The 22,409-nt window shown below is 69.7% G+C and carries 19 protein-coding genes; 9 read left to right on the plus strand and 10 right to left on the minus strand.

Annotated elements, in window-relative coordinates:
* Positions 1-128: 128 nt before the first annotated feature.
* Positions 129-1,211, plus strand: coding sequence for a ferritin-like domain-containing protein (locus NMK44_RS04660; RefSeq protein ID WP_302887807.1), 1,083 nt, complete (start codon positions 129-131; stop codon positions 1,209-1,211).
* 268 nt (positions 1,212-1,479) lie between these two features.
* Positions 1,480-2,004, plus strand: coding sequence for a GNAT family N-acetyltransferase (locus NMK44_RS04665; RefSeq protein WP_254738459.1), 525 nt, complete (start codon positions 1,480-1,482; stop codon positions 2,002-2,004).
* Positions 2,005-2,556: 552 nt separating this feature from the next.
* Here NMK44_RS04665 and NMK44_RS04670 read toward each other — a convergent pair.
* The gene (locus tag NMK44_RS04670; protein ID WP_254738461.1) at positions 2,557-3,456 is read right to left on the minus strand and encodes a LysR family transcriptional regulator; all 900 of its coding nucleotides are present in this window, start codon (positions 3,454-3,456) and stop codon (positions 2,557-2,559) included.
* A 112-nt stretch (positions 3,457-3,568) separates the two neighbouring features.
* On the opposite strand from NMK44_RS04670, the gene NMK44_RS04675 reads away from it, so the two are divergent.
* On the plus strand, positions 3,569-4,831 hold the full coding sequence (locus NMK44_RS04675) for an MFS transporter (RefSeq protein ID WP_254738463.1): 1,263 nt from the start codon (positions 3,569-3,571) through the stop codon (positions 4,829-4,831).
* Positions 4,832-5,264: 433 nt separating this feature from the next.
* Here the strand turns inward: NMK44_RS04675 and NMK44_RS04680 are convergent, their stop codons facing one another.
* Positions 5,265-6,038 carry a thioesterase II family protein gene (locus NMK44_RS04680; RefSeq protein ID WP_254738465.1) on the minus strand — a complete coding sequence of 258 codons (774 nt, stop codon included), beginning with the start codon at positions 6,036-6,038 and terminating at the stop codon, positions 5,265-5,267.
* Positions 6,039-6,223: 185 nt separating this feature from the next.
* Here NMK44_RS04680 and NMK44_RS04685 point away from each other — a divergent pair, with 185 nt between their 5' ends.
* Entirely contained in the window at positions 6,224-6,466 is a 243-nt protein-coding gene (locus NMK44_RS04685) for a hypothetical protein (RefSeq protein ID WP_254738467.1), read from the plus strand.
* Between the two features lie 69 nt (positions 6,467-6,535).
* Here the strand turns inward: NMK44_RS04685 and NMK44_RS04690 are convergent, their stop codons facing one another.
* Positions 6,536-8,926: an MFS transporter gene (locus NMK44_RS04690; RefSeq protein WP_254738469.1), complete on the minus strand. Its 2,391-nt coding sequence runs from the start codon at positions 8,924-8,926 to the stop codon at positions 6,536-6,538.
* Between the two features lie 112 nt (positions 8,927-9,038).
* On the opposite strand from NMK44_RS04690, the gene NMK44_RS04695 reads away from it, so the two are divergent.
* From NMK44_RS04695 to NMK44_RS04705, 3 genes are all read left to right on the plus strand, one after another.
* Positions 9,039-9,566, plus strand: coding sequence for a MarR family winged helix-turn-helix transcriptional regulator (locus NMK44_RS04695; RefSeq protein WP_254738471.1), 528 nt, complete (start codon positions 9,039-9,041; stop codon positions 9,564-9,566).
* Positions 9,567-9,716: 150 nt separating this feature from the next.
* Positions 9,717-10,112, plus strand: a complete 396-nt coding sequence (locus tag NMK44_RS04700) for a DUF427 domain-containing protein (RefSeq protein WP_254738473.1) — start codon at positions 9,717-9,719, stop codon at positions 10,110-10,112.
* Between the two features lie 73 nt (positions 10,113-10,185).
* The gene (locus tag NMK44_RS04705; RefSeq protein WP_254738475.1) at positions 10,186-10,650 is read left to right on the plus strand and encodes a hypothetical protein; all 465 of its coding nucleotides are present in this window, start codon (positions 10,186-10,188) and stop codon (positions 10,648-10,650) included.
* On the opposite strand, the gene NMK44_RS04710 is transcribed toward NMK44_RS04705, so the two are convergent.
* From NMK44_RS04710 to NMK44_RS04720, 3 genes are read right to left on the minus strand one after another with little or no spacing between them, the layout of a single operon-like run.
* Positions 10,647-11,279, minus strand: coding sequence for a hypothetical protein (locus NMK44_RS04710; RefSeq protein WP_254738477.1), 633 nt, complete (start codon positions 11,277-11,279; stop codon positions 10,647-10,649). The genes NMK44_RS04705 and NMK44_RS04710 overlap by 4 nt on opposite strands.
* Positions 11,280-11,309: 30 nt before the next feature.
* The gene (locus NMK44_RS04715) at positions 11,310-13,583 is read right to left on the minus strand and encodes a DUF6571 family protein (protein ID WP_254738479.1); all 2,274 of its coding nucleotides are present in this window, start codon (positions 13,581-13,583) and stop codon (positions 11,310-11,312) included.
* Between the two features lie 14 nt (positions 13,584-13,597).
* Positions 13,598-14,053 (minus strand): hypothetical protein, encoded by a 456-nt coding sequence (locus NMK44_RS04720; RefSeq protein ID WP_254738481.1) that lies wholly within the window; start codon positions 14,051-14,053, stop codon positions 13,598-13,600.
* A gap of 202 nt (positions 14,054-14,255) precedes the next feature.
* Here NMK44_RS04720 and NMK44_RS04725 point away from each other — a divergent pair, with 202 nt between their 5' ends.
* Complete coding sequence (locus NMK44_RS04725) at positions 14,256-14,630, plus strand: hypothetical protein (protein ID WP_254738483.1); 375 nt, start codon at positions 14,256-14,258, stop codon at positions 14,628-14,630.
* Between the two features lie 38 nt (positions 14,631-14,668).
* On the opposite strand, the gene NMK44_RS41970 is transcribed toward NMK44_RS04725, so the two are convergent.
* From NMK44_RS41970 to NMK44_RS04750, 4 genes are all read right to left on the minus strand, one after another.
* Positions 14,669-17,113 (minus strand): penicillin-binding transpeptidase domain-containing protein, encoded by a 2,445-nt coding sequence (locus NMK44_RS41970; RefSeq protein ID WP_308358283.1) that lies wholly within the window; start codon positions 17,111-17,113, stop codon positions 14,669-14,671.
* A 60-nt stretch (positions 17,114-17,173) separates the two neighbouring features.
* Positions 17,174-17,995, minus strand: coding sequence for an 8-oxoguanine DNA glycosylase OGG fold protein (locus tag NMK44_RS04740; RefSeq protein WP_254738485.1), 822 nt, complete (start codon positions 17,993-17,995; stop codon positions 17,174-17,176).
* A gap of 324 nt (positions 17,996-18,319) precedes the next feature.
* The gene (locus tag NMK44_RS04745; protein ID WP_254738487.1) at positions 18,320-18,562 is read right to left on the minus strand and encodes a DUF6411 family protein; all 243 of its coding nucleotides are present in this window, start codon (positions 18,560-18,562) and stop codon (positions 18,320-18,322) included.
* Between the two features lie 192 nt (positions 18,563-18,754).
* A complete protein-coding gene (locus tag NMK44_RS04750) occupies positions 18,755-19,315 on the minus strand; it encodes a hypothetical protein (RefSeq protein WP_254738489.1) in 561 nt (186 codons plus the stop codon).
* A 494-nt stretch (positions 19,316-19,809) separates the two neighbouring features.
* Between NMK44_RS04750 and NMK44_RS04755 the strand changes: the two genes are divergently transcribed.
* Complete coding sequence (locus NMK44_RS04755) at positions 19,810-22,356, plus strand: GmrSD restriction endonuclease domain-containing protein (RefSeq protein WP_254738491.1); 2,547 nt, start codon at positions 19,810-19,812, stop codon at positions 22,354-22,356.
* Positions 22,357-22,409: the final 53 nt, after the last annotated feature.

A 22,409-nucleotide genomic window follows, 5' to 3' on the forward strand; every position in this document is an offset into this window, starting at 1 on the left:
AGCGCGTCAATCCCCCGAGGATGTGTTGTTGACCGTTCGGTGAGCGCGTGTGAGCCTGCCGAAAACGCATCCGTTACGGGGGAGCGAGGTGAAGGAGGGCGTCGGTGGCGACGCATGAGCTCTACGCGATGGACTCCGGGGACCCGATGTGGAAGGTGCCGGCCACCGGTGCCGCGCGCTTCAGCTGGGAGTACGACGATCACCGTGCCCGGCTCCTCGCCCTCTACCAGAAGGGCAAGGACAAACAGTGGGACGCCACCAAACGGATCGACTGGGACCTGGAGGTGGACCCGTACGACCCGCTGGGCACCCCCGACGAGGCCCTGGCCCTCTACGGCACCCGCTACTGGGAAAGGATGTCCGAAAAGGAGCGGGCGGAGTTCCGGCGCCACGCCGCCGCCTGGCAGTTCAGCCAGTTCCTCCACGGTGAACAGGGCGCCATGGTCTGCGCCGCCCGCATCGTCGAATCGGCCCCCGACCTCGACGCCAAGTTCTACTCCGCCACCCAGACCATGGACGAGGCGCGCCACGCCGAGCTCTACGGGCGCTTCCTCCACGAGAAGATCGGGATGCTCTACCCGATCAACGACAACCTCCAGGCCCTGCTGGGCGACACCCTCCGCGACTCCCGCTGGGACATGGCCTACCTCGGTATGCAGGTGCTCATCGAGGGTCTGGCGCTCGCCGCGTTCGGCGTCATCCGCGACACCACCGACAAACCCCTGCCGCAGCAGCTCCTCGCCTATGTGATGCAGGACGAGGCCCGCCATGTCGCGTTCGGCCGGATGGCGCTGCGCGACTACTACCGCCAGCTCACCGACGCGGAGCTGCGCGAGCGCGAGGAGTTCGTCATCGAGGGCTGCTATCTGATGCGCGACCGGCTGCGCGGTGTCGAGGTGCTGGAGAACCTCGGCATCCCCAAGGCCGAGGCCGAGGAGTTCAGCGAGCGCTCGCCCTACCTCCACATCTTCCGCAAGCTGCTGTTCAGCCGGATCGTGCCCTGTGTGAAGGACATCGGGCTGTGGGGCGAGCGGCTTCAGCGGGCCTATGTCGACATGGGCGTGCTGGAGCTGGGCGACAGCAATCTGGACCTGCTGATGAACCAGGACGAGGAGCTCGCCGAACGGCTGGACGCGGAACGCTTCGCCACGGAGGAGGCGGCCCGCACCGGTGAGGTCGCCGAGGCCATCGCCCAGGGTGCGGAGGACTGAGGGGGCGCGCGACCCCGGCGCGGAGCGACCCGCGTCTGCCGAATCGCCGCGCGGGTGCCCAAACGCCGCGTGGCGGGGACGTGACACCGTCAACACAACTCTGTGACACGGCGCTTGTTACCTTCGTGATCAGTGCCACCGGGAACGCCGAGGTCATTGGGGTGATCTCGGTCCGGTGGCATCTGCAGTGCAACAGAACGGCCAAGAGGTGCCTTCCACGGCGGTGGGGGGCATCTCTTCGTGTGTCCGGCCGGAGGATGATGGTGGTGTGCGGATTCGAACGAGCACCATCGAGGACCTTCCCGTCCTCCAGGAGATCGAGCGCGCGGCGGGCCTGTGCTTCCGGGACGTCGGCATGGACGAGGTCGCCGATGACGAGCCACTGAGCCTTGCCGAGCTGGGGTGCTACCAGCGGGCCGGGCGGGCGTGGGTCGCGGTGGACGACACCGACCGGGCGATGGGCTACCTGATCACCGACCCCGTCGACGGCAATGTGCATATCGAGCAGGTCTCGGTCCACCCGGACGCCGCCGGGCGCGGTGTCGGCCGCGCCCTGATCGACCACATCGCGGCGCAGGCCGCCGCGATGGGCGTACCGGCGCTGACCCTGACCACGTTCGTGGACGTGGCCTGGAACGCGCCGTACTACGCGGCCCGGTGCGGCTTCCGGACGCTGACCGAGGGCGAACTCACCCCCGGTCTGCGCGAGATCCGACGCAGCGAGGCCAGGCACGGCCTGGACCGGTGGCCGAGGGTCTGCATGCGCAGGGACCTGTCGGGGGCCTCCGGCTGAGCGGGCGAGGTCGGGGGCGGGGGCAGGTGCCGGTACCGCGCTGCGGGTTCGCCACGGGCCGGTCCGGGGGCCGGGGCGGTGCCACGCCTCGCGGTCGGGCCCGCGGCCCGGCCGAATTCGCCATGCGCGTGTGGTCGCCTCGGTTTCCGCCAGGCCGGGGCCGACTCCGGCAGTCATCGCGCCGCGGCTCCGGCCCCGGCCGGGCCGCGTGCGCTGTGGCCATGCCCGGCTGACCCGGTCTGCCGGGACCCGGGCCGGACGGGCAGGGGGGGTATGCACGGTCCCGCTCGGGCGGGGGAGGTGCGCGGTGCCGGTCGCGTCTCGCGGTCAGGCCCGTGCCGCGCAGGAGCACGGGATCCGGCTGGCTTCCGCGTACGCGCGGGGTCGCCGCGGCTTTCCGCTGGGCCGGGGCCGGGGCCGGGGCCGGGCCTGGGCCGGTCCGGGATCGGCGTCGCGCTGCGCGGGCAGGCCCGTGGTGCTGCGCCTTGACCATGGCCCGACTGAATTCCCTACGCGCGTGCGGACGTCTGCCCGCCGCACGTCAGGCGCGGGTCAGGCCCGCCCCGTGCACGTCGCGGCGACGGTCCGGCCGAACTCCCGTACGCGCGCGGTCGCGTCGGCCTTGCGCCAGATCAGGCCGAGGGCCGACTCCGGCAGGTCCTCCACCGGGAGGAACCGCACCGCGCTGCGGCCGTGGTACTCGGCCGTCGGCGCGCAGAGCAGCATCGCGCCCCGGCCCGCCGCGACCGCCGTCAGCCCCTCCTGGAGGGTGTGCACCCGGGGGCCGGTCGGGACCGGGCGTCCACCCGGGGTCGCGGCCGGAGCCATGGCGTCGCGCCAGTAGCGCGGTGCGGGACCGGCCGGGGAGACCAGCGGGCTCTCCGCCAGCTCCTCGGCCCGTACGACGGAGCGGCCCGCGAGCGGGTGGCCACCGGCCACCGCCAGCCGCTGCGGCTGCCGCGAGAAGACCGGCCCCAGCACCAGATCCGGTTCGGCGACCGGCAGACAGACCACCGCCGTGTCCACCTCACCCCGGCGCAGCGCGCCGAACGGATCCGCGAGCGGAATCTCCACCGTCTCCAGCTCACAGCCCGGATGTCGGTCCCGGAACGCCACGATCGCCGCCATCAGCCCGTCCCCGACCGCCCCTTGGAACCCGACCCGCAGAACGCCCTCGACCCCGCGGGCCGCCTCCCGCGCCCCCTCGACCGCGCCGTGCAGCGCGGCGTGGGCGGGCCGCAGCTCGGCCAGGAACCGTTCGCCCAGCGGGGTCAGCCGGACCCGGCGGCTGGTGCGGTCCAGCAGCCGGGCGCCGATTCGCCCCTCCAGCGCGCGCAGTAGCTGGCTCACCCTGCTCTGCGAGACGTACAGCCGCTCGGCCGCCCGCCCGAAGTGCAACTCCTCGCTGAGCACGAGGAAACACTCCAGTTCGCGGAGATCCAGCCCGCTCATGACGCCCCTTGCACCCCTCCCGGACGGTCCCACCGGGATCGATGAGCCTCGCTCATGGAAGGGTGAGCAGTTCGCCGTTGTTCCCCGCCGGGAACGGCAGTTCGCTGGAACCATGTCCAACCGCACGGAATTCACCACTCCGACGGGCGTCTCCAGGCCCGGTCCCCAGCCGTCTTCGACTCCGACCCCGACTCCGCACACCTCACCGCTCAGGTCCTGGCTCGCCGTCGTCGCCGTGGCGTTCGGCACCTTCTCCGTCGTCACCACCGAGATGCTGCCGGTCGGCCTCCTCACTTCCATCGGATCCACGCTCGATGTCTCGGACGGTACGGCCGGGCTCGCGATGACGGTGCCCGGGATCGTGGCGGCGGTCGCGGCCCCGCTGCTCACCGTCGGGGTGGCCGGACTCGACCGGCGGCTGGTGCTGACCGCGCTGATGGGCCTGCTGGCCGCGGCCAACCTGCTCGCCGCGCTCGCCCCCGGCTTCCCCGTCCTGCTGACCGCCCGGGTGCTGGTGGGAGTGAGCATCGGCGGGGTGTGGTCGATCGCCGCCGGACTCGCCCTACGGCTGGTGCCGGAGAAGTCCGCGGGGCACGCCACCGCGATCGTCTTCAGCGGGATCGCGGTGGCCTCGGTCCTGGGCGTACCCGCCGGAACGCTGATCGGCGACCTGATCGACTGGCGGGCGGCGTTCGCGGTGATGGCCACGCTGTCGCTGGCGGTGGCCGCCGCCCTGGCGATCACCCTGCCGCGGTTGCCCGCGACCGAGGCGATCCGGCTGCGCGAGGTCCCGGGGCTGTTCCGCGAGGTCCGGCTGCGGGTCGCACTCACGACCACCCTGCTGCTGGTCACCGGCCACTTCTGCGCGTACACCTATATCCGCCCGGTGCTCGAGGACGTCGCGGGTGTGCGCACGGGCCTGATCAGCGGGCTGCTGCTGGCGTACGGGGTGGCGGGCATCGCCGGGAACTTCCTCGCGGGCGCGACCGCTCACCGCGATCCGCGCCGTACCCTCGTAGTGATCTTCGTCCTGCTGGCCACGGCCGAACTGCTGGTCCCGGTCACCGGCGGCTCCCCGGCGGGCGCGACGGCGCTGCTGGTGCTGTGGGGGCTGGCGTACGGCGGGGTGTCGGTGACCTCGCAGACCTGGGTGCTGCACGCGGCGCCGGACGCGCGGGAAGCGGCCTCGGCGCTGTTCGTCGGGGTCTTCAACGTGGCGATCGCACTGGGCGCGCTGCTCGGCGGCCGGGTGGCGGACGGCGCAGGTCCGACGGCCGTGATGTGGTGCGGGGGCGCGCTGGCGGTGCTGGCCCTGCTGAACGTGGCGGTCTTCGGCGGGCGAGAGCGAGGGCGTGGAAGCGGGCGCGGGCGTTGAGCCGGCTGCGGAGCGGGGACGGCACGCGACCGGTGTCCGGCCCGCCGGTACGTTCGCGGTCTCCCCGGCCGCGCGCAGCCGGAGCCGGTCCCCTCGTGTCGGAGGTCCCCGGGCGGCGCGGGTGATCGGCGACGAGTCCCCGGTGTCCGAGGGCGGAACCGGCTGCGGAGCAGGGATGACATGCGCCCAGGGCCGCGACACGGGTACGCCCGCGGTCCCCCGGACCGCGCGTATCCGTATCCGGACCCCGGGCCCGCCGGTCACCGGTCGCCCGGTCGCCCACGTCGCGGCGGGGCAAGGACGACGCGGCCGGGACGGCGCGCGACCATCGTCGGGCCGCCGGTACGCCCGCGGTCTCCCGGGCCGCGCGGATGACCGGGCGCCACCGCGCACGGGCCGGCCGCTCGTCACCCGCCCCGTAGGGCCCCGGCCGTCAGGCCCCCGGCAGGGCCCGCAGCCGCTCGGCGACCGTCTTCACCACCGACGGCACCTGGTCGTTGAGGTAGAAGTGCCCGCCCGGGAAGACCTGGTACTCGAAGGCGCCGCTGGTGTGCCGCTGCCAGGCCCGTACCTCGTCGATGGTCGTCCTCGGGTCGGCGTCCCCGGTCAGCGCGGTGACCGGGCAGCCGACCCGCTGCCCCGGAACGCAGCGGTAGGTCTCGATGGCGTGGTAGTCGCCCCGGATCGCGGGCATGGCCAGCCGCAGCAGCTCCTCGTTCTGGAACACCTGCCCGTCCGTCCCGTTCAACCGACGCAGCTCACGCAGCACACCCTCGTCGTCGCGCTGGTGCACGGTCTCGTCGCGCCGCGTGGAGGGCGCGCGCCGTCCGGAGACGAACAGCGCGGCGGGCGTCACCCCGGCGCGCTCCTCCAGACGCAGCGCCACCTCGTACGCGAGGGTCGCGCCCATGCTGTGCCCGAACAGCGCCAGCGGCCGGTCGAAGATCCCGGCCCGTTCCCGGACGGCGGCGACGACGGCGTCGGCGAGTTCGTGGAGATCGTCCAGACACGGTTCCCGGTAGCGGTCCTGCCGCCCCGGGTACTGCACGGCCAGCACCTCGACCGACGGCGCCAGGGCCTTCGCCACCGGCAGGTAGTAGCTGGCCGACCCTCCGGCGTAGGGGAAGCAGAGCAGCCGGATCGCGCTGTCCGGGGCCTCCTGGTATCGCCTGAGCCAGGTGTCGGCACCGCTGGCGATGCTCGTCATGGTGAACGGTTCCTTCCGCCGGGGTACGCGGGAGCCGGGGGAAGCACGTACTCCCGCTGCGACCACCGCCTTGGTACCAGGAACCCCCTAACGTGCGGCTTGAGCGGCGAAAGGCTCAGGCCATGTGGACGGGGCGCGCAGGTGAGACCCTGAAACCAGGGGACTCGTCTTCGGGAGTGGGTCCGATGGCAGTGAGCATGCACGTGGTCTGGAGCAAGACCGAGCCGGGGCGCGTCATCTACGAGACGCACTCGATCGAAACGATCACCGACGGCGAGGGCGTACACGCGACGGTCGACAGTCACACGTACGAGATCTCCCTCCGTAGCCGCGCGCAGGCGGAGTCCATCGCGGACGAGGAGGGGTTCGAACTGTTCCGCAAGGGTGAGGCGTGGGAGAGCCTGCCCGAGGAGGAAGACGCGGAATGAGCACACGGCGCGGGGCCCGGGGGCCGCCGCACCGTGTGTTCATCGATGTTCCGCCGGTGGGGGTCGGTCTCAGCCGCCGTGGGTCAGCAGGAAGTCCACGTCACGGGCCTCCGCGGGCTCCGCGCCGCCGACCGTGACCGGCCGGGTCGCCGGTGCGTAACCGCCCGCGACCACCGTGTAGTGCTCACCGGTCAGCCCCTCGAAGCCGAACGTCCCGTCCTCGCCGGTGATGAACTGCCCGACGACGTCTCCCGTGGAGTCCAGCAGCGAGACCCGCGCGTCCTGGAGCGGTCGCCCGCTCCGTCCGCGCACGGTGCCCCGGACCCGGGCGGCGGGCCGCAGCTCCACGTCCACGCGCACCGGCTCACCGCCGGTCAGCTCCACCTGGGTGGCGTGCGGACGGTGTCCGTCGGCGGCCACGGTCACGGTGTACGCGCCGGAGGCGGGCTCGGGCAGCGTGAACTCGCCCTTCTCGTCGGTCGTCGCCGCACCCGCGACCGCTCCGTCGGGGCCGGTCGCGGTCACGGTCGCCCCGGCCAGCGGCTCCCCGCCGGTGGTCCGTACCGAACCGGCGATCCCGGTGCCGCCACCTGTCAGCCGCAGATCGCAGACGACCGGCTGGTCCGCGACCAGCAGGGTGGCGGCCTGGGGACGGTGGCCCGGGGCGGAGCCGATGAGGACGACGTTCCCGGCATCGGGGACGGTGACGCGGTAGCGGCCGTCGTCGCCGCTGGCCGTACGTCCGAGCTGCTGACCGCCGGTGTCGATGAGGGTGACGGCGGCATCGGCGAGCGGAGCGTCGCCGGGGCCGAGGACACGGCCGTGGACGAGCCGACCGGCGGGGTCCGCCGCGTCGTCGGCGACGGGCTCAGCCTCGGCCTCAGCCGCCACCTCAGCCGCCACCTCAGCCTCCGCCTCGGCCTTGGCTTCGACGTCGGCTTCGGCTTCGGCGCGCGGCGCGTCCGCGCCGTCCTGCGATGCCTCGGACGTGGCCGCCGGGTTCCCGGAGGCGAGGGCGGTCCGGCGTCGGCCGGGCAGGAAGAGTGCGATCAGCAGACCACCGATCGCGGCGGCGCACGCCACGGCGAACGACGTCTTGAACCCGTCCGTGTTCGGCAGCGGAACACCGCCGAAGCTGGTCGTCTGGTGGGCCAGGATCACACCCACCACCGCACTGGAGGTGGACATGCCGATGGACCGCATCAGGGTGTTGAGCCCGTTGGCCGCACCCGTCTCACTGGCCGGAACGGAGCTGATGATCAGGGTCGGCATGGCCGAGTACGCGATCCCGACACCGATGCCGAGCGCGACCGACAGCACCACGATCTGCCAGACGTGGTCCATCATCACGGTGCCTGCGCCGTAGGTCGCGGCGATCACGATGAGACCCAGGACCAGCGACACCTTGGGGCCGCTCGCGGCGTTGATCCGCGCGGACAGCGGGGAGACGGCCATCATCGCGACGCCCATCGGCGCGACGTAGAGCCCGGCCATGACCATCGACTGGCCGAGGCCGTAACCGGTGGCCTCCGGGAGCTGCAGGAGCTGGGGGAGGATCAGCGACATCGCGTAGAACGAGAAGCCGACCATGATCGAGGCGAGGTTGGTCAGCAGCACCTGGCGGCGCGCGGTGGTCCGCAGGTCGACCAGCGGGTTCTCGGTCCGCAGCTCGATCAGACCCCACACCACCAGGATCACCGCGGAGGCCCCGAACAGCCCGAGGGTGGTGCCGCTGCCCCAGCCCCAGTCGGCGCCCTTGGTGATCGGCAGCAGCAGGCAGAGCAGTCCGGCGGACAGTCCGATCGCTCCGATGAAGTCGAAGCGGCTGGGGGTGCGGACGCTGGACTCGGGCACGACCATCAGCACCAGCGCGATGGCGACCACACCGATCCCGGCGGCCCCGTAGAACAGCACATGCCAGTTGGTGTGCTGGGCGACGAACGCGGCGGCCGGGAGGCCGAGCGCACCGCCGATCCCCAGTGACGAGCTCATCAGGGCCATCGCGGAGCCCAGCTTCTGCGGCGGGAGCTCATCCCGCATGATGCTGATGCCCAGCGGAATGGCGCCCATCGCCCCGCCCTGGATGGCCCGGCCGACCACCATCACCACCAAGTCGGAGGTGACCGCGCAGGTCAGCGAGCCGATCACCAGCAGCGCCAGGGCGACCATCAGCATCCGGCGCTTGCCGAACATATCGCCGAGCCGCCCCATGACGGGGGTGGACACCGCGCCCGCCAGCAGGGTCGCGGTGATCACCCAGGAAGCGTTCGAGCTGGTGGTGTCCAGAAGCTGGGGCAGGTCGGTCACCAGCGGGACGACCAGCGTCTGCATCACCGAGACGGCGATACCGCAGAACGCGAGGACGGCCACGAAGCCGCCGCCGACCTCGCGCGGAAGCGGCGAGCCCGGCGACGCGGCGCTCTGGAGCTCCTCGACGCGGGTGGGGGCTGACTGGGGCATGCGGGTGCCCGCCTCCAAACAAGTTCAGGGGACAACGAATGATGTGCATCCTACACACGATGTGTACGATGCACATTGCCAAGGAGAAGTACGGGGGCGGTGAGGAGGAAGCGTGCTGGAGCGCCTGGAACGCGAGCTGATGCTGGTCGCCCGGTGCCATGTGCTGACGCCCCGGGACCGCAAGACCACGGGGGCGGACGCGGCCGCTGAGGCCAGGTCCGGTGACGCCGACGGGACCGCGGGCCGCTGCGGCCCGGACCGGCTGGACCGTTCCGCCTATCTGCTCCTCTCCCGGCTGGACGCGGAGGGCGCGATGTCCATCGGCCAGCTCGCCGACGCGTTCCAGTTGGATGTCTCGACCGTCAACCGGCAGACCGGAAACCTGGTCCGCAGCGGTCTCCTGGAGCGCATCCCGGACCCGGACGGCGGCCTCGCCCGCAAACTGCGCGCCACCACCGAGGGCGCCGACCGCTTCACCGCCGAACGGGAACGCCGCCGGGCAGCCCTGGCCGGGCTTCTCGAGGGCTGGACCCCGGAGGAGGTCGCCCGCTTCGAGGAGATGCTGACCCGCTTCAACCGCGAGGTGGAGACCAAGGAGGGCCACCTCTGGCCGCGCGAGGACAACACGGCAGGTGTGTAGCGAGGCGGGCGGGTAGCGAGGTGTGAGCGGGCCGGAATGTGTGCACCCGGCCGTACGTTGCCCTGAACAGGGAAAGCGTCACAGTGCGGAGCACCGCACGGGCACCGCACGCATTCACCTTCACCCGAGAAGTCCGAGGAGGACGCGGTCATGTCGACCCACGCACCCCACCCCACGACCGGAAGCGGCAGCGGCGGGCACCGCGTGGATGTGGTCCGCGGCTCCCAGCGCGTCAAGGTCACGATCGACGGCCAGGTCGTCGCCGAGTCCCGCCGCCCGCTGCTCGTCCATGAGACGGGTATGCCGGTGCGCTACTACCTCCCGCCGGAGGACGTGGACCTGACCCTCTTCGAACCGACCGACACCACGACCACCTGCCCCTTCAAGGGCGAGGCGGCCTACTGGACGTTCATCGGCGCGGAGAGCGGCGGCACGCTGCGACCGGATGTGGTCTGGGCGTACCCGCAGCCGATCGACGCGGTGGCGGAGATCAAGAACCATCTGTCGTTCTACGACTCCGTGGCCGAGGTCGCCGTGGAGGAGTGACGGCGCCCGGCCTCCGGCCGCCGTCACCCGGGCAGGGGCCTTGCCCGGCCCCGGCGGCGGGAACGGCTGTCGCGTGCACATCCACGCGTACTCGTGGCTCGGCGAGAAGGAGCTCTTCGACCGGGAGGCGCGCCGCCGCCTCCCGGACCGCCCCCGGCCGCCCGGCACCGCGGAGGACGAGGAGCACTACCGGTCGCTCCTCGACACCTTCCGCCGCTCGGAGCTGCCCCCGATGGAGACGTCCCACTGGCTGCTGAAGCCACCCTCGGCGATCCGCGCGACCTTCGACGAACCGAAGGACGCGGCGGCCTGGCTCGGCCGCGAACTCACCGAACACGCCCCCGGCTTCCTCTCCCAACAGGAGGCGGACGCCGCCCGCCTGTCCCGCCTGGTCGCCACGGCGGCGGAACGCCTGGCCCACGGCGGGGACGTCTCGTTCGGCTTCTACCTCGGCCGGACATCCTTCCTCTCCCTGGCCCTGGTCACCTGCTCCCCCAACCACACCACCCCGAACCTCAGGTGCCCGCGGGGTGGCTAGCGGTCCCAGTGGATGGTGACGGGCGTGTCGGGCAGCCGGTCGGCGCCGGGGCATTTGAACCAGTCCTGAGCGATATCGCGCGCCGCCTGAGCCGCGAATGCGGACAGCGCGCGAAGCCCCTTGGTCGACTTGGTGGGTACGCCGCGTGACCCGACGGCGTCCCGGACCAGGGAGGCGCTGGTGCCGACGTTGAGCCGGTTCGTGCCCCCGGCCGGCGAGGATCCGCAGGAGATGTAGAGCGAGATCTCCCCCTTGTCGGAGAGATAGCCGTAGGCATCTCCCAGTGAGACGGGGATCCCTTTGCTCACGATGCGCTCTCGGGAAGTACTGTCCAGGCCACGTGAGTAGACGACGATTGCGTCCTGGTCTCCGACCTTGAGTTCGCAGCTTCCGCCATGGCCCTTGATGATGAACCCGACGTCCTGCTCCTCGACTTCATCTCCTTGACTGGGGAGCAGCGGGGCGATCTCCTTTCCGGAGATGCGCTCCGTGCAGACTCGTGCCGGGACTTTGATGGCGTCGTCCGATAGTGCGCGAGTGACGGCCCACCACGCCCCGGTACCTATCACCGCCAGGGATAACAATGCGGCGACCACTCGCCTGCGACTGTTCAGCAAGGTGAACGACATCTGTGAGAACGGCCTCTTCACTGGGTGACTTCAATCGCGGGTGGCTTCGTACACATCGTCGGCTGCGCCCTTGACGTCAGAGCTGCTGGGGTCGAGACCAGCTTCCTTCGCGGCACTCAGGAACGCTCGCTTGGCCGCTTGCGCCGTTCGCTCGCCTTCGTCCTGCACATAAGCACCCCGATTCTCCTCAATCTGCTTGGCCGCCTCTTCCGGGTCCTTGAGTTGCTGGCCGAGTACTGCCTCGCGAATGTCCTCGGTGGCCCAGCCGACTACGTCTCCGGCAATCGGGACGTAACCTGTGCCGAGGTCGAGGAAACGTCCGACCCACTTGTCGGTCTGCGTCAGTTTCTCGTTGTACTCCTCGACCTTCTGGACGCTGTCATCGGCACCCGCGATGGCGTCCGCCCGGCCGCCGGACGCGACGTCCGCAATCCTTCCCCCCGCCTGTGAAGCCCTTGCGCCGACCTCCGCGAGGCTCTCGCCATCCGCGCGTTGCTCGATTGCCGCACGCATGGCCTCGGTTGTCACGGCTTGTCGTGCATGGGTGATGGTGGAGTACGCCTCAGGGTCTTCGGCCGCGGTTCCCAGGAAGGTGTCCAGTACGCGGGCCGCCTTGGCCCCTCCGAGATCGGGGGCGGCCCCGGTATCCCGGTAGTACCCACTCTCGTCCCCACCCGCATACACCCGCTGAATGTCATGCATGTACTCCGCCGACATATTCCCCAGACTCCCCGCGATCGGCGCGAGTTCACCCTCCCCCTTGAACAGATCGGGGTTGGCCGCCACCTTCTTCACCACCGTGCTGAACAACTCCGCCTGGTCCAGGGTGTGATCCTTCGCGGGGCCGGCACTGTCATACGCCCGCCCCGACGTGGCGGACTCCAGCGCATGCCCCAGAGCCTCCTTGCCGTAGTCCGCACGCTCCCCGACTCCACCGAGGACATCCTTCGTCGCGTCCGTCGCGTACCAACGATGGTTCTTGCCGTCCTTGTCACCCAGGAAGTAGTCCAGATTGCGGAGCTTCTCGAGCCCGTCGTCCTTCTTTCCACCCGTGGAGCCCTGGAAGAACTCCGTCGACGCCTCCGGGCTATGACCGAGCCCTTCGAGGAGTCCCGGAATCGGGTCCCAGCCGGGCCCGCCCTTCTTGTCGAGGTTGAGGCGGAATTTCGTGTCCCCATCAGGCCCCTCGGCCCACGCCCACGCGTTCGGGTTCTTCCGGTCGAAGGCGACCATGTCCTGCGCGATGGGGACGAGAAATTCCTTGTCGTACTTCCCGTGGCGCAGCAGGGTGGACAGGACCTGATAGCCGGTGGTGTCCGCCCGTCCCCATGGATCGGAGGGCAGAGGCCCCTTCCCCACCTTCTTCAGCTCGGTCACCCATGACTTCCCGAGGTAATCCTTGTCCTCGCGAAACGCGGTGTGCGGGTCATCCCTTCCGTCCGGCCGGTGGGTCGCCGTGGCCAGCGTCTCGCCCATGCTGACCTGAATGCTGTGGGCCAGTTCGAGCTGAGCCTTGCTGCATCCCTCCGGGGCGCCGAGCGCGACATACTGCTGGAAGCGCAAGGCGTCCGTGGGCCCCAGCGAACGGTAGAAGTCCACGGCGAACTCACGGTCCTTGCGGTTCCCGGCGAGAAGCTGCTTGAGTTCCGCCAGCTTGGCCCCGGTGAGCTTTTTGTCCCACGCCTGCCCGGGTTCGAGTGCCAGCCTGGCGAGCTCGACGGCCCGTTCCGCCTGGGCGTCATCGAGCGAGTCATATCTCGCGTGGCCGAAGTTGTGGCTGTCGCCGCCGTGGATCTTCTTCAGGGCACGGGTCACGGAGTTGTCGATCTCGTCCGCCTGCGCGATGAGCCCGTTGATCCGGCTCTCCAGGGCCTCCCGCTCCCGGGCCTGCGTAGGGGTCTCCTGATCGGTGTCCCCTTGCCGCCCCACCGCCACGCACGAGACCGTGCCGTCGTCCAGCCCGGTGACCCTGATGTGCGACTTCTTGGCGTCGACGTCCACGGCGGTCTTCAGATCGGACTGGATCTCCGTCAGATCCGTGTGCGCGTCCCGGAGCATGCTCCAGATGGCCTTGGCCTCGGTGTGCGCGTCCCGGAATTCCTTCCCGGTCTTGCGGACGAACGGCCGGGTGACATCGGCGGTCAGCCCCGCCCAGCGCGCGGCTTCGGACTGCTTGACCATGCCGTCCTTGGCATCGGTGGCCAGCGTGTCCAGTTGGTCCACCATCTCCTTCCAGTCGTCGGCCGCCGCGCCGAGACTCTCGAAGGAGACGTGATACAGGTCGTCGAACGTCAATCGGGCCACGGTCGCCGCCCCCTCTACCGGTAGTAGCGGGAGATCTCGGAAACGGACATGGCGCTGCCGTTCCGATGCGTCATGGAAGCGCCGATCTCTTTGTCCGTATGGGCCTGTGACTTCTTGGTGTAGTCGAGACCGTTGGAGATATGGGCGCAGGCTTGGAGCAATGTCTTGAGCTGGTCGTTCCACATCGTGGCCATGGTGGTGAGGGCATCGGCCATACCGAAGTGGTGCGCCCCCAGCGACTTCGCGGCCTTGGCCGTCGCGCCGTCGTCCTTCGCCCCCCGGGTGATATCGCCCGCCTTCTTCAGGCGGGCGTGGAGTAAGAACGCCTCATGGCCGACCCGCCCCAGATCATCCTGATGCACCACGAGATCGCCGGAATCCCCGCCCGATGAGCCCTTGCCCGCGCTGTTGACCCGCATCCGGGACGCCGCCTCGGCACGCAGCCCACTCCATTCCCCGTCGAATGACACGCTCTCTCCCCAGTTGCGTCATGAACATGAAGTTACCGACAGCCTATGGGAGTTGACGCCCCGTACGGATGCGCGAAGACCGGCGTGTCACCGAAAAGCGGTACGCCCACGGTCGCGGCCCTTGACGACGTGGGAGAAACACCGGGTGATCTGAGTAGCAGGACTCATGCGCGGGCGCTGCCCGCCGGGTGGGATGGTGCCCATGCCCGACAGCACAGCACCCGCCCCCGCACCGGATGCGTACGACCAGCGAGCCTGGATCTTCCCCCTGCTCTCCCTGCTCGTCACGCTTCCGCTGGTCTACGTACTCAGCATCGGGGTGGGCTTCGCCGGAATGTCGTGCGACACCGGCTCCAGCGCCGAGATCAGCCGATGCAACGCCAGTGCGGCTCCCGCCATCAAGGTGTACTTCTGGGGCCTGCTGCTCCCGCTGGCACTGCTGGTGGCCAGCTTGACCCTGCCGCGACGCCGGAGCCAGCGCCTCCGGCGCGGCGTCCTCGCCCTGCTGGTGCCCTTCGCCGTGCTCTTCCTGTACGCCGTCTTCCACGCCATGGTCGACTGGCCCCCGACCACCTGATACGACTCTGTGGATGCGTGGATGCAGCGGCCCGCCTCTCAGCCGATCGCCGCCTGCATCATCCGCTTGGCGACGGCAGCCGCACGGTCGTCCCCGACGCGGGCGTCCTCCACGACCACCGCGACCGCGACCCGCTTCCCGCCGTCACGTCGCGCGTACGAGGTGAACCAACCGATCTGCCCCTCGTCCGTACCGCCGTTGGCCGTGGCCGGCTGGCCGCCGAGGTCGGCGCCGCTGATGCGGGCTGGGCGGCCCGCGCCGTCGGCGATGACGTCCGCCATCGCCGAGCGCAGCTCGCCCGCCGTCTTGGCGCTGACCACCTGGGTGGTGGCGGATTCCGGAGTCCTGCCGCGCAGGGTCTTGCCCTCGGAATCGGTCACCCGTGAGACCAGATGGGGCGCGACCAGCTTGCCGTCGTTCTCCAGCGCCGCGGACACCATCGCCAACTGGAGCGGGGTCGCCGTCACCTCGGACTGACCGAGGCCGGAGAGCGCCGTGTGCGCCTGGTCGGCGGGGTTCGGGTACTGGCTTTCGGCAGCCCGGACCGGTGTCATCTGGTCTTCTGAGTTGAAGCCGAACTTCTCCGCCATGCCGCGCAGTTTCTCCGCCCCGAGATCGGCGGCCGCCTTGGCGAACACGGTGCTGCAGGACTCGCGCAGTGCGACGCGCAGGCTGACGTTCTTGCAGTGCCCCGCGCCCTCGTTCCGCACGACCGTGGCAGTACCGGGGAGGGCGTACGGCTCGGGGCTCTGCGTGGCCGCGTCGATCGACTCGTACAGTCCGCTCTCCAGCGCCGCCGCGGTCACCACCAGCTCGAACGTCGCACCGGGCGGATACGTCTTTCGCAGCGCGCGGTTGTGCAGCGGGGTGCCCTTGTCGTGGTTGGCCTCCAGCCACGCCTTCTGGTCCTCGGTGGTGTTCCCGGCGTAGGACGAGGGGTCGTACGACGGTCTGCTCACCATCCCGAGGATCTCGCCGTTCGAAGGATCGATGGCCACGGCCGCGCCCTTGGCGTTCCCCAACGCCTCGTACGCCGCCTTCTGCACCGCGGGATCCACGGTCGTGATGACGTTGCCCGGGGCCGTCAGCCCCTTCTCCTGGCCGTTGAGGACCTCGCGGTACAGGCTCTCGATCCCCGTGGCGCCGAAGGACTGGGACGACTGCCCGGTCACGGGGAGGTAGAGCGCACCGTCGGTGTAGGTGCGCTGGTACGGGAAGCTGTTCTTGGGGGTGTACCGAGAGCCGGTCACCGGCTTGCCGTCCACGATGATGTCGCCGAGGCCCTTGTTGCCGCCGCCCCCGGTGGAGCCACCCTTGGCCCCGCCGCCCTTCTCCGAACCGGCCGCACCAGCCGAACCGTCGTCGCCCGTGAGCTGTACGACGGTGAACACCCCGCCACCGATCACCGCCAGCGCGGCCACCACGGCGAGCGCGATGCGTGCCCGCGACCGCCGCTGCGAGACGGGAGCGGGTGCGGGAACGGGGGGAGCGGAGGGTACGGGCGGGGGTGGCGTGGCCGGTACGGCGGGGGAGGAGTGCGGAACGCGCGGGTCCGGCCCATCCGGTACGGGCCTTTCCCGGGCCGCCTCCGGCCGCGGTTCCTCCTTCTCCCGCCGGGCCACATGTCCGGCGACCGCCTCGGGAAGCCACCCCCGGGAGTCCCGCTCCAACAGTTCGTCCCCGGCCAGCTCCCGGCAGATCTCGATCACCGCGGCCGGCGTCGGCCGCTCCACCGGATCCTTCGCCAGACAGCGGGACACCAGCCCCCGCAGCTCCTCCGGACAGTCGCCGAGATCCGGCTCCTCGGCCACGATCCGGTACAGCAGCGCGTGCGACGACCCCTCGCCGAAGGCATGGGTGCCGGTGGCGGCGAAGTGGGCCAGCAGCCCGAGCGCGAAGACGTCCAGGGCCGGGCTGACCGCCCGCCCGGAGATCTGCTCCGGAGCCATGTACCCGGGTGTACCCAGCCGTTCGTCCGGCCCGGTCAGCGCCGTGGCGTCCATGGCGTGCGCGATACCGAAGTCGATGACGCGCGGCCCGTCGGAGGCCAGCAGCACGTTGGAGGGTTTCAGATCACGGTGGATCAGCCCCGCCCCGTGGATCGACTGCAGCGCCTCGGCCACTCCGGCCACCAACTGGAGCACGGTGGTCGGCGGCAGCGCACCGTGCTCGCCCACCGCGGCGCTGAGCGAGGGCCCGGCGACGTACGCGCTGACGAGCCAGGGGCGCGGACTGTCGGCGTCACTGTCGATGACGGGCGCGGTGTACGGCCCCTGCACCCGCCGCACCGCGGCGACCTCCCGCGCGAACCGCCGCCGGAACTCCTGGTCCTGGGCGTACTCGTCACGGATCACCTTGAGCGCCACGGGCAGCCCGCCCCGGGTGTACGCCAGGTACACGGCGCCCATCCCCCCGACCCCGAGCCTGCCCCGCACCCGGTAACCGGCGATCTCCGCGGGCTCGTCCCCACCCCAAGCGTCCACTGACCCCGTCCCCCTCGGCCACAGCTCACGGCTCATGGACTGCCGCGATGGGGAATCATGTTAGTGGCGTGGGGCACGGCACCGTTGAAACAGCGCACACTCCAGCAGATCGGGCCCCGCGTCGGTCGGCCAGGTGTCCGTGCGGGCAAGCTGACGGGACGCGGCGTGCATGAACGCGAGGTAGACCCCGTAGCGATGGGGTGTCCAGTCCCAGTCCGCCCAGACCCAGGCCGCGATCGAGCCATCCGGATCGAGGCCGGTCTCCTGGCCCACGGCGGTCGCGAGGGACCGCATTCGGCAAGCGAGTACTCCGTCCAGGATGAGCGGGTCGGGACCGGCCGCGACCACTCCCGCCTTGCCGGCGAAGTAGAGGAACTTGGTGAAGAAGGCCGGCCCGAACCCCGAAATTGCTTTGCGTAGGGCGGCATAGGCATCTTGTGCGCCTCGCTCGCGGAGCGCCTCGACCGCGTCGGCGAGCGCCGTAGGGTTCTCCTCCACCGCCTTCAGGATCTCCGCCAGGGTCGCGGGTCCGCTGCCTTTGGGCGAACCGCACTTGCCCTTGCCCCACACATAGGTCGCGACCAGCGCCTCCTTGTGGGCTCCTCGCTGGAGCTGGAGCGCGTCGGCGACCATCGAGGTCACGTCCGCCCGGCTGACCCAGGCGTCACCGGTGACCGAGGGGTCGGCCAGGCGCTTCGGCCACGGGGTGATGTCCACCCAGCGTGCCGGGGTGTAGCAGACGGCGTGCGGACCCGGGTTCCCCTCCGGGTACGTCGCCTTGTTCTCGGCCCACCAGTTGCCCAATGCCGCCAATTCCGCTTCGGGCAGGAGCCGGGTGGCCATCTCCCGGTCCAAGGCGTCCGCACGAGCCTGTCTGTCCATGGTTCTCCCCCATACGCCGATTGCCGCGGGGTGGCGCGACCGGCGTTTCTCATCCCCACTGTCTGCTTGCGGGAGTTATCCGCTCGGCGCGGCACTTCCAAACCCGCAGGGCGGCGGACTCTGCGGCATGCCCTTGGGGCAGGGACTGGGGACGACCGGTGCCCCGCACCGTTGGCGCCCCCGAGCAGTACGCCCAGTGGGCAGGTGCGGCAGCCGACTCCATCGAGATGGACGTACGGCCGGGGGTGAGCATGGAAGGCCACCATGCTCACCCCCCGATGGCAGGCGGTTCGGCCAGGTTCGTCGGCAGGACGGGCAGACGGATCAGAACGGCATGTGACCACGGGCGCGCCGACCAGCCGACCCGCTGCGACTGACAGCCCTGGAACTGCTGCGGAAAGGCTTGCTGAGAGCGCGGCCCAAAATGCCGGGGGCCTTTCCGCCGACACGTGATCCAGCGCCGAGCGTCCGCTGCGTTCCACGTTCCGGGTGCCGGGACAGACGAGGCACGAGGAAAGCAAGGACGAGTAGAACGGCGCAGACGGCGACGATTCCCACGATCACCATGATGGTCCTCCTGAACATGAGCGGTCTCTGCCGCGTGCCCCGGAGATGCCGGGACATGCGTCACACACCGCGACGCCGCCCCATATGCGGCTGGGAAGGAGCACCGGCACCGCACGTGGACGTGTGCTGCCAGGCCCAGGTCTCGGCTGGGATCTTGAAATGGGAGAGGGCCTCCGTCAATTACTGCGCCCGTCAACGGGATCCGGCCTTCTCCGCGCGTTCTTCGTCCAGCAGGCGCTCAATGTCATTCCGCGCGGTGTCGAGGGCGGTGAGTATCCGTGTACGAGTCTGCTCGAATCCTGGGTCGACCTCAACGCCGAGGTCATGGCGCAGAGTGACTCTGAGCAGGTACACACCGTCGGACAGTGGGCCGCTGAACCATGCCTTCGTCCGCTGATACGCCTCGTCGAGGTTGGGGCTGCTCGGCAACTGCTTGACGATCGAGTAGCCGACCTGGAGTGTCCTGTCGAGTTTTGAGACCACATGCAGGACATCCTTCGAGAGTGCCATCTGTGCTTGGGAGTACTGGTCGCCCCATGCCTCTTTGGAGGATTCGAGAACTGCGTGGTCGACGTCCTCACCGCGCTCGGCCGCGTGGACCACATCTCGTCCGGCGACCCGATAAGCGCGGGCCGCAGCATTCAATTGGGCATAGAGATCCCGCTTGGCTTGCTGCGCCTGCTCATAGCGCTCTTGCTCCCGTTCACGATCGGCACGCTCGTTCTGCTCCCGGCCGGCGCGTTGGCTGAGCACTGCCCCACCAGAGTTCCGCCCAGCGTTCCTCCGACACCGATGAGTGCGACAGCAAGCGTGTTCACATCCACGGGATCCCCCAACTCGTCCATCTCTCTGCCGCATGCAGCGGCTGAACACAACATGACAGCCGCCCCTGCCACGCCCAAGAGGCCCGTCCGCGGCGTGGCCCGGATTCGGTTCGACGATAGCGAGGAAGAGTGTTCTCCTCAGGTGAGTCCCGCCATCGGCGGAAATGCCCTGGGATCGTGTCCACGGCTCGTGCACGGACTCCGCCACGCGGGCACTCCGGGAGGCACCCGCCAGTACATACGCGAAGACCCCGCTCTCAGCTGCTGGGCTGATGGCGGGGTCTATCACAGGTTTCGGCCAAGGTGGCGGAGGAACCCTGAAGATGCACGGACAGCGCTGCTCCCGCGATGCACTCTCGTTAGGTTGTCAGCCTTGGGGAGGCCGGGGCGGAAGGTCTTGGCGCAGGGGGAGGCGGAGGATCGGTGGAAGCACGGGAGACAACGTTCGAGCGGCTGATTCAAGGGGACAACCAGTTTCAGATTCCGCTGTATCAGCGCACCTACAGCTGGGATGTCGACGATCACCAACGCTTGTGGGACGACCTGGTGGAGCAGGCGACGTCCGGCTTGGACGCGTCACAGGCGCCCAGTGGCCATTTCCTCGGGTCGCTGGTGCTCGATCCCCGGCCGCCCATGCCCGACACCGTGCAACGCTGGGTCGTCATCGACGGCCAGCAGCGCCTGACCACGCTGATGCTGCTTGCCTGTGCTCTTCGTGATCACGTGCGGACTTTTGACAAGACCAAGGCCGAACTCATTCACCGTAGGTACCTGATCAACGAAGAGGACTACGGTGGCCTCGACGCCTATCGCCTGCTCCCGACACAGGCCGACCGTCCTTCGTACCTCGCATGTGTCGACAACGATCCCAGGGCGGGTGGGGACGACAGTATCGGCGTCGCCTACCGGTTCTTCCTGGCGGCGCTGGCCGAGTATGACCCCGCCGGTGAGTGGGAGACCGTTCGTCAGATCGACCAGGCGTTGCGGCACCGGCTTACGCTAGTGACGATCACCGCAGGGTCACAGGACAACGCCTTTCGAATCTTCGAGTCCCTGAACAACACAGGCAAACCGCTGAGCCAGGCCGACCTGCTGCGCAACTACGTGTTCATGCAGCTTCCGCGTCTGGGCGAGCATGTGTACGACAAGATATGGCTTCCCCTGCAGACGGAACTCGGGCCGGATCGACTGACCACTCTGGCGTGGCTGGACCTCGTTCTGCAGGGACAGTCGCGGGTCACCATCAGTGAGGTGTACCAGGGACAACAACAGCGAATGGGCCGGATCGTCGCTGCTTCCGGTGAGGAAGGGCTACGGGACGATCTGGCTCGACTCCGGCGCCTTGGTCACTTGCTCATGCGGGTCTTCGAGCCCCAGCGCGAGCCCGATGCCGAGTTGCGCACAGTGCTGCGGCGTCTTCTCCAGTGGGGCGGAGAAGCTCATTTCCCTCCGGCGCTCCATGTTCTGGACCGAGTGGATCGCGGGACGGTCGAGCCCAGGGAGGCCGTCGCAGCGCTCACCTTTGTGGAGAGCTTCCTGGTCCGGCGCATGCTCTGTCGGGAACCGTCGCACAGCGTTCGGCAGATTCTGGCCACGCTGCCTTCGGGCATTGAGCGGGACCGGGCGCTGCCGGAGGCGGTCCGTCGCTACCTGTCCGGTCCTCGACGGGGGTGGCCACGGGACGAGGACCTGCGCGAGGCGATCCGTGCCCAGCCCTTCTACTGGCAGGGCAGCAGCCGCCACCGCGCCTACGTCCTCAGGAGGTTGGAGGAGGACTACATGGCTCCGGAGCCGGTCGACTTCTCGCGGGCCTGGGCGACCATCGAGCACGTGCTTCCGCGGCGGCCAGGACAGGAATGGCTCGCCATGCTCGCCGAGGACGCCGAGGAGGGGGAGCAGGCAGAGGACCTGCACGAGGCGCTGGTTCACACTCTGGGCAATCTGACCCTCACGGGCGAGAACACACGCCTGTCCAATCACCCCTACGAGCGCAAGCAGCAGATCTTCGACCAGAGCGCCCTGCGGATGAACCGGGAGATCGCCGCTGCTGAACGCTGGGGAAGGAAGGAGATTCTCAGCCGCGCCGACCGGCTCGCCGATCGCGCGGTGCGCATGTGGCCCGGGCCTGTCGCGGGCGAAGGCGGTCAGTCCGGAGAGCGCTCAGAGTGGCTGCGGTTGAGGAAGGTACTGGCGGCATTGCCCTCCGGCAGGTGGACCACGTACAAGGATCTCGCCGCAGTAACCGGCGTCGGTTCTCCCCAGACTGTTGGAAGTTATCTGGCCAGCCGCACCGATGTCCCCAACGCCCACCGGGTGCTCCGAGCCGATGGCACGTCCTCGCCCGACTTCGCCTGGCTCGACGGCCGTACGGAGACTCAGCGGGAGGCGCTCGAGCGTGAGAGCGTCCGCTTCAACGGCGCCGTGGCGGACCCTGAGCAGAAGCTGACTGCGGAAGTGCTGGCCGGTCTAGCTGGTCTTGACACGCCACGTGAAACGGAAGAGGAGGCCGCATCAGCATCGGAGGGTACTGTCACCGACCGCGCAGAGAAATTCAGCCAGCTGCTCAGCAGCCACCACCCCGATCTCGCCGAGGCGCTGCTGGCACTGCTGCGGAAGTGGGAGACGGATGGCGGGCGGCTTGGATACGGTGCCGCCGAGGAGACGAGCTGTTCGCCGGTGTTGCGAGAAGGAAGCGGCTCGCAGGGCTCGATTTGGCCAGTGAACATCTATCCGCGGTCGGGGGTCGTCGAAGTCGTCTTCGCACATCTGGCGAGGCGGGAGCCTTTCACCAGGTCAGGGCTACTTGCGGAGCTCCGTGACCGGATCCGGGCGATTCCTGGAGTGACGCTGACCGTTCCCGATGCGGAATTGCCCCGGCGACGACCGAGCTTCCCACTAGGCGTTCTGCGCGGTGGTGGCCTGATCCGGTTCGCTGAGACGCTGGAATGGTTCCGGCAACAGAGCCTGTGAACTATGGCAAGCACTCGCGAGGTCGGCGCCGTCCCGGCCACCTGGGCCTGGCC

Source organism: Streptomyces cucumeris (assembly GCF_024295805.1).
GTDB classification, from domain to species: Bacteria; Actinomycetota; Actinomycetes; order Streptomycetales; family Streptomycetaceae; genus Streptomyces; species Streptomyces cucumeris.

Bases quoted from the DNA above. Each gene is read 5' to 3' on its own strand.
- NMK44_RS04675 (WP_254738463.1), top strand. From the start codon at position 3,569: ATGTCCAACCGCACGGAATTCACCACTCCGACGGGCGTCTCCAGGCCC.
- NMK44_RS04660 (WP_302887807.1), top strand. From the start codon at position 129: ATGGACTCCGGGGACCCGATGTGGAAGGTGCCGGCCACCGGTGCCGCG.
- NMK44_RS04680 (WP_254738465.1), bottom strand. From the start codon at position 6,038: ATGACGAGCATCGCCAGCGGTGCCGACACCTGGCTCAGGCGATACCAG.
- NMK44_RS04745 (WP_254738487.1), bottom strand. From the start codon at position 18,562: ATGGTGATCGTGGGAATCGTCGCCGTCTGCGCCGTTCTACTCGTCCTT.
- NMK44_RS04740 (WP_254738485.1), bottom strand. From the start codon at position 17,995: ATGGACAGACAGGCTCGTGCGGACGCCTTGGACCGGGAGATGGCCACC.
- NMK44_RS04690 (WP_254738469.1), bottom strand. From the start codon at position 8,926: ATGCCCCAGTCAGCCCCCACCCGCGTCGAGGAGCTCCAGAGCGCCGCG.
- NMK44_RS04700 (WP_254738473.1), top strand. From the start codon at position 9,717: ATGTCGACCCACGCACCCCACCCCACGACCGGAAGCGGCAGCGGCGGG.
- NMK44_RS04710 (WP_254738477.1), bottom strand. From the start codon at position 11,279: ATGTCGTTCACCTTGCTGAACAGTCGCAGGCGAGTGGTCGCCGCATTG.
- NMK44_RS04670 (WP_254738461.1), bottom strand. From the start codon at position 3,456: ATGAGCGGGCTGGATCTCCGCGAACTGGAGTGTTTCCTCGTGCTCAGC.
- NMK44_RS04685 (WP_254738467.1), top strand. From the start codon at position 6,224: ATGGCAGTGAGCATGCACGTGGTCTGGAGCAAGACCGAGCCGGGGCGC.
- NMK44_RS04725 (WP_254738483.1), top strand. From the start codon at position 14,256: ATGCCCGACAGCACAGCACCCGCCCCCGCACCGGATGCGTACGACCAG.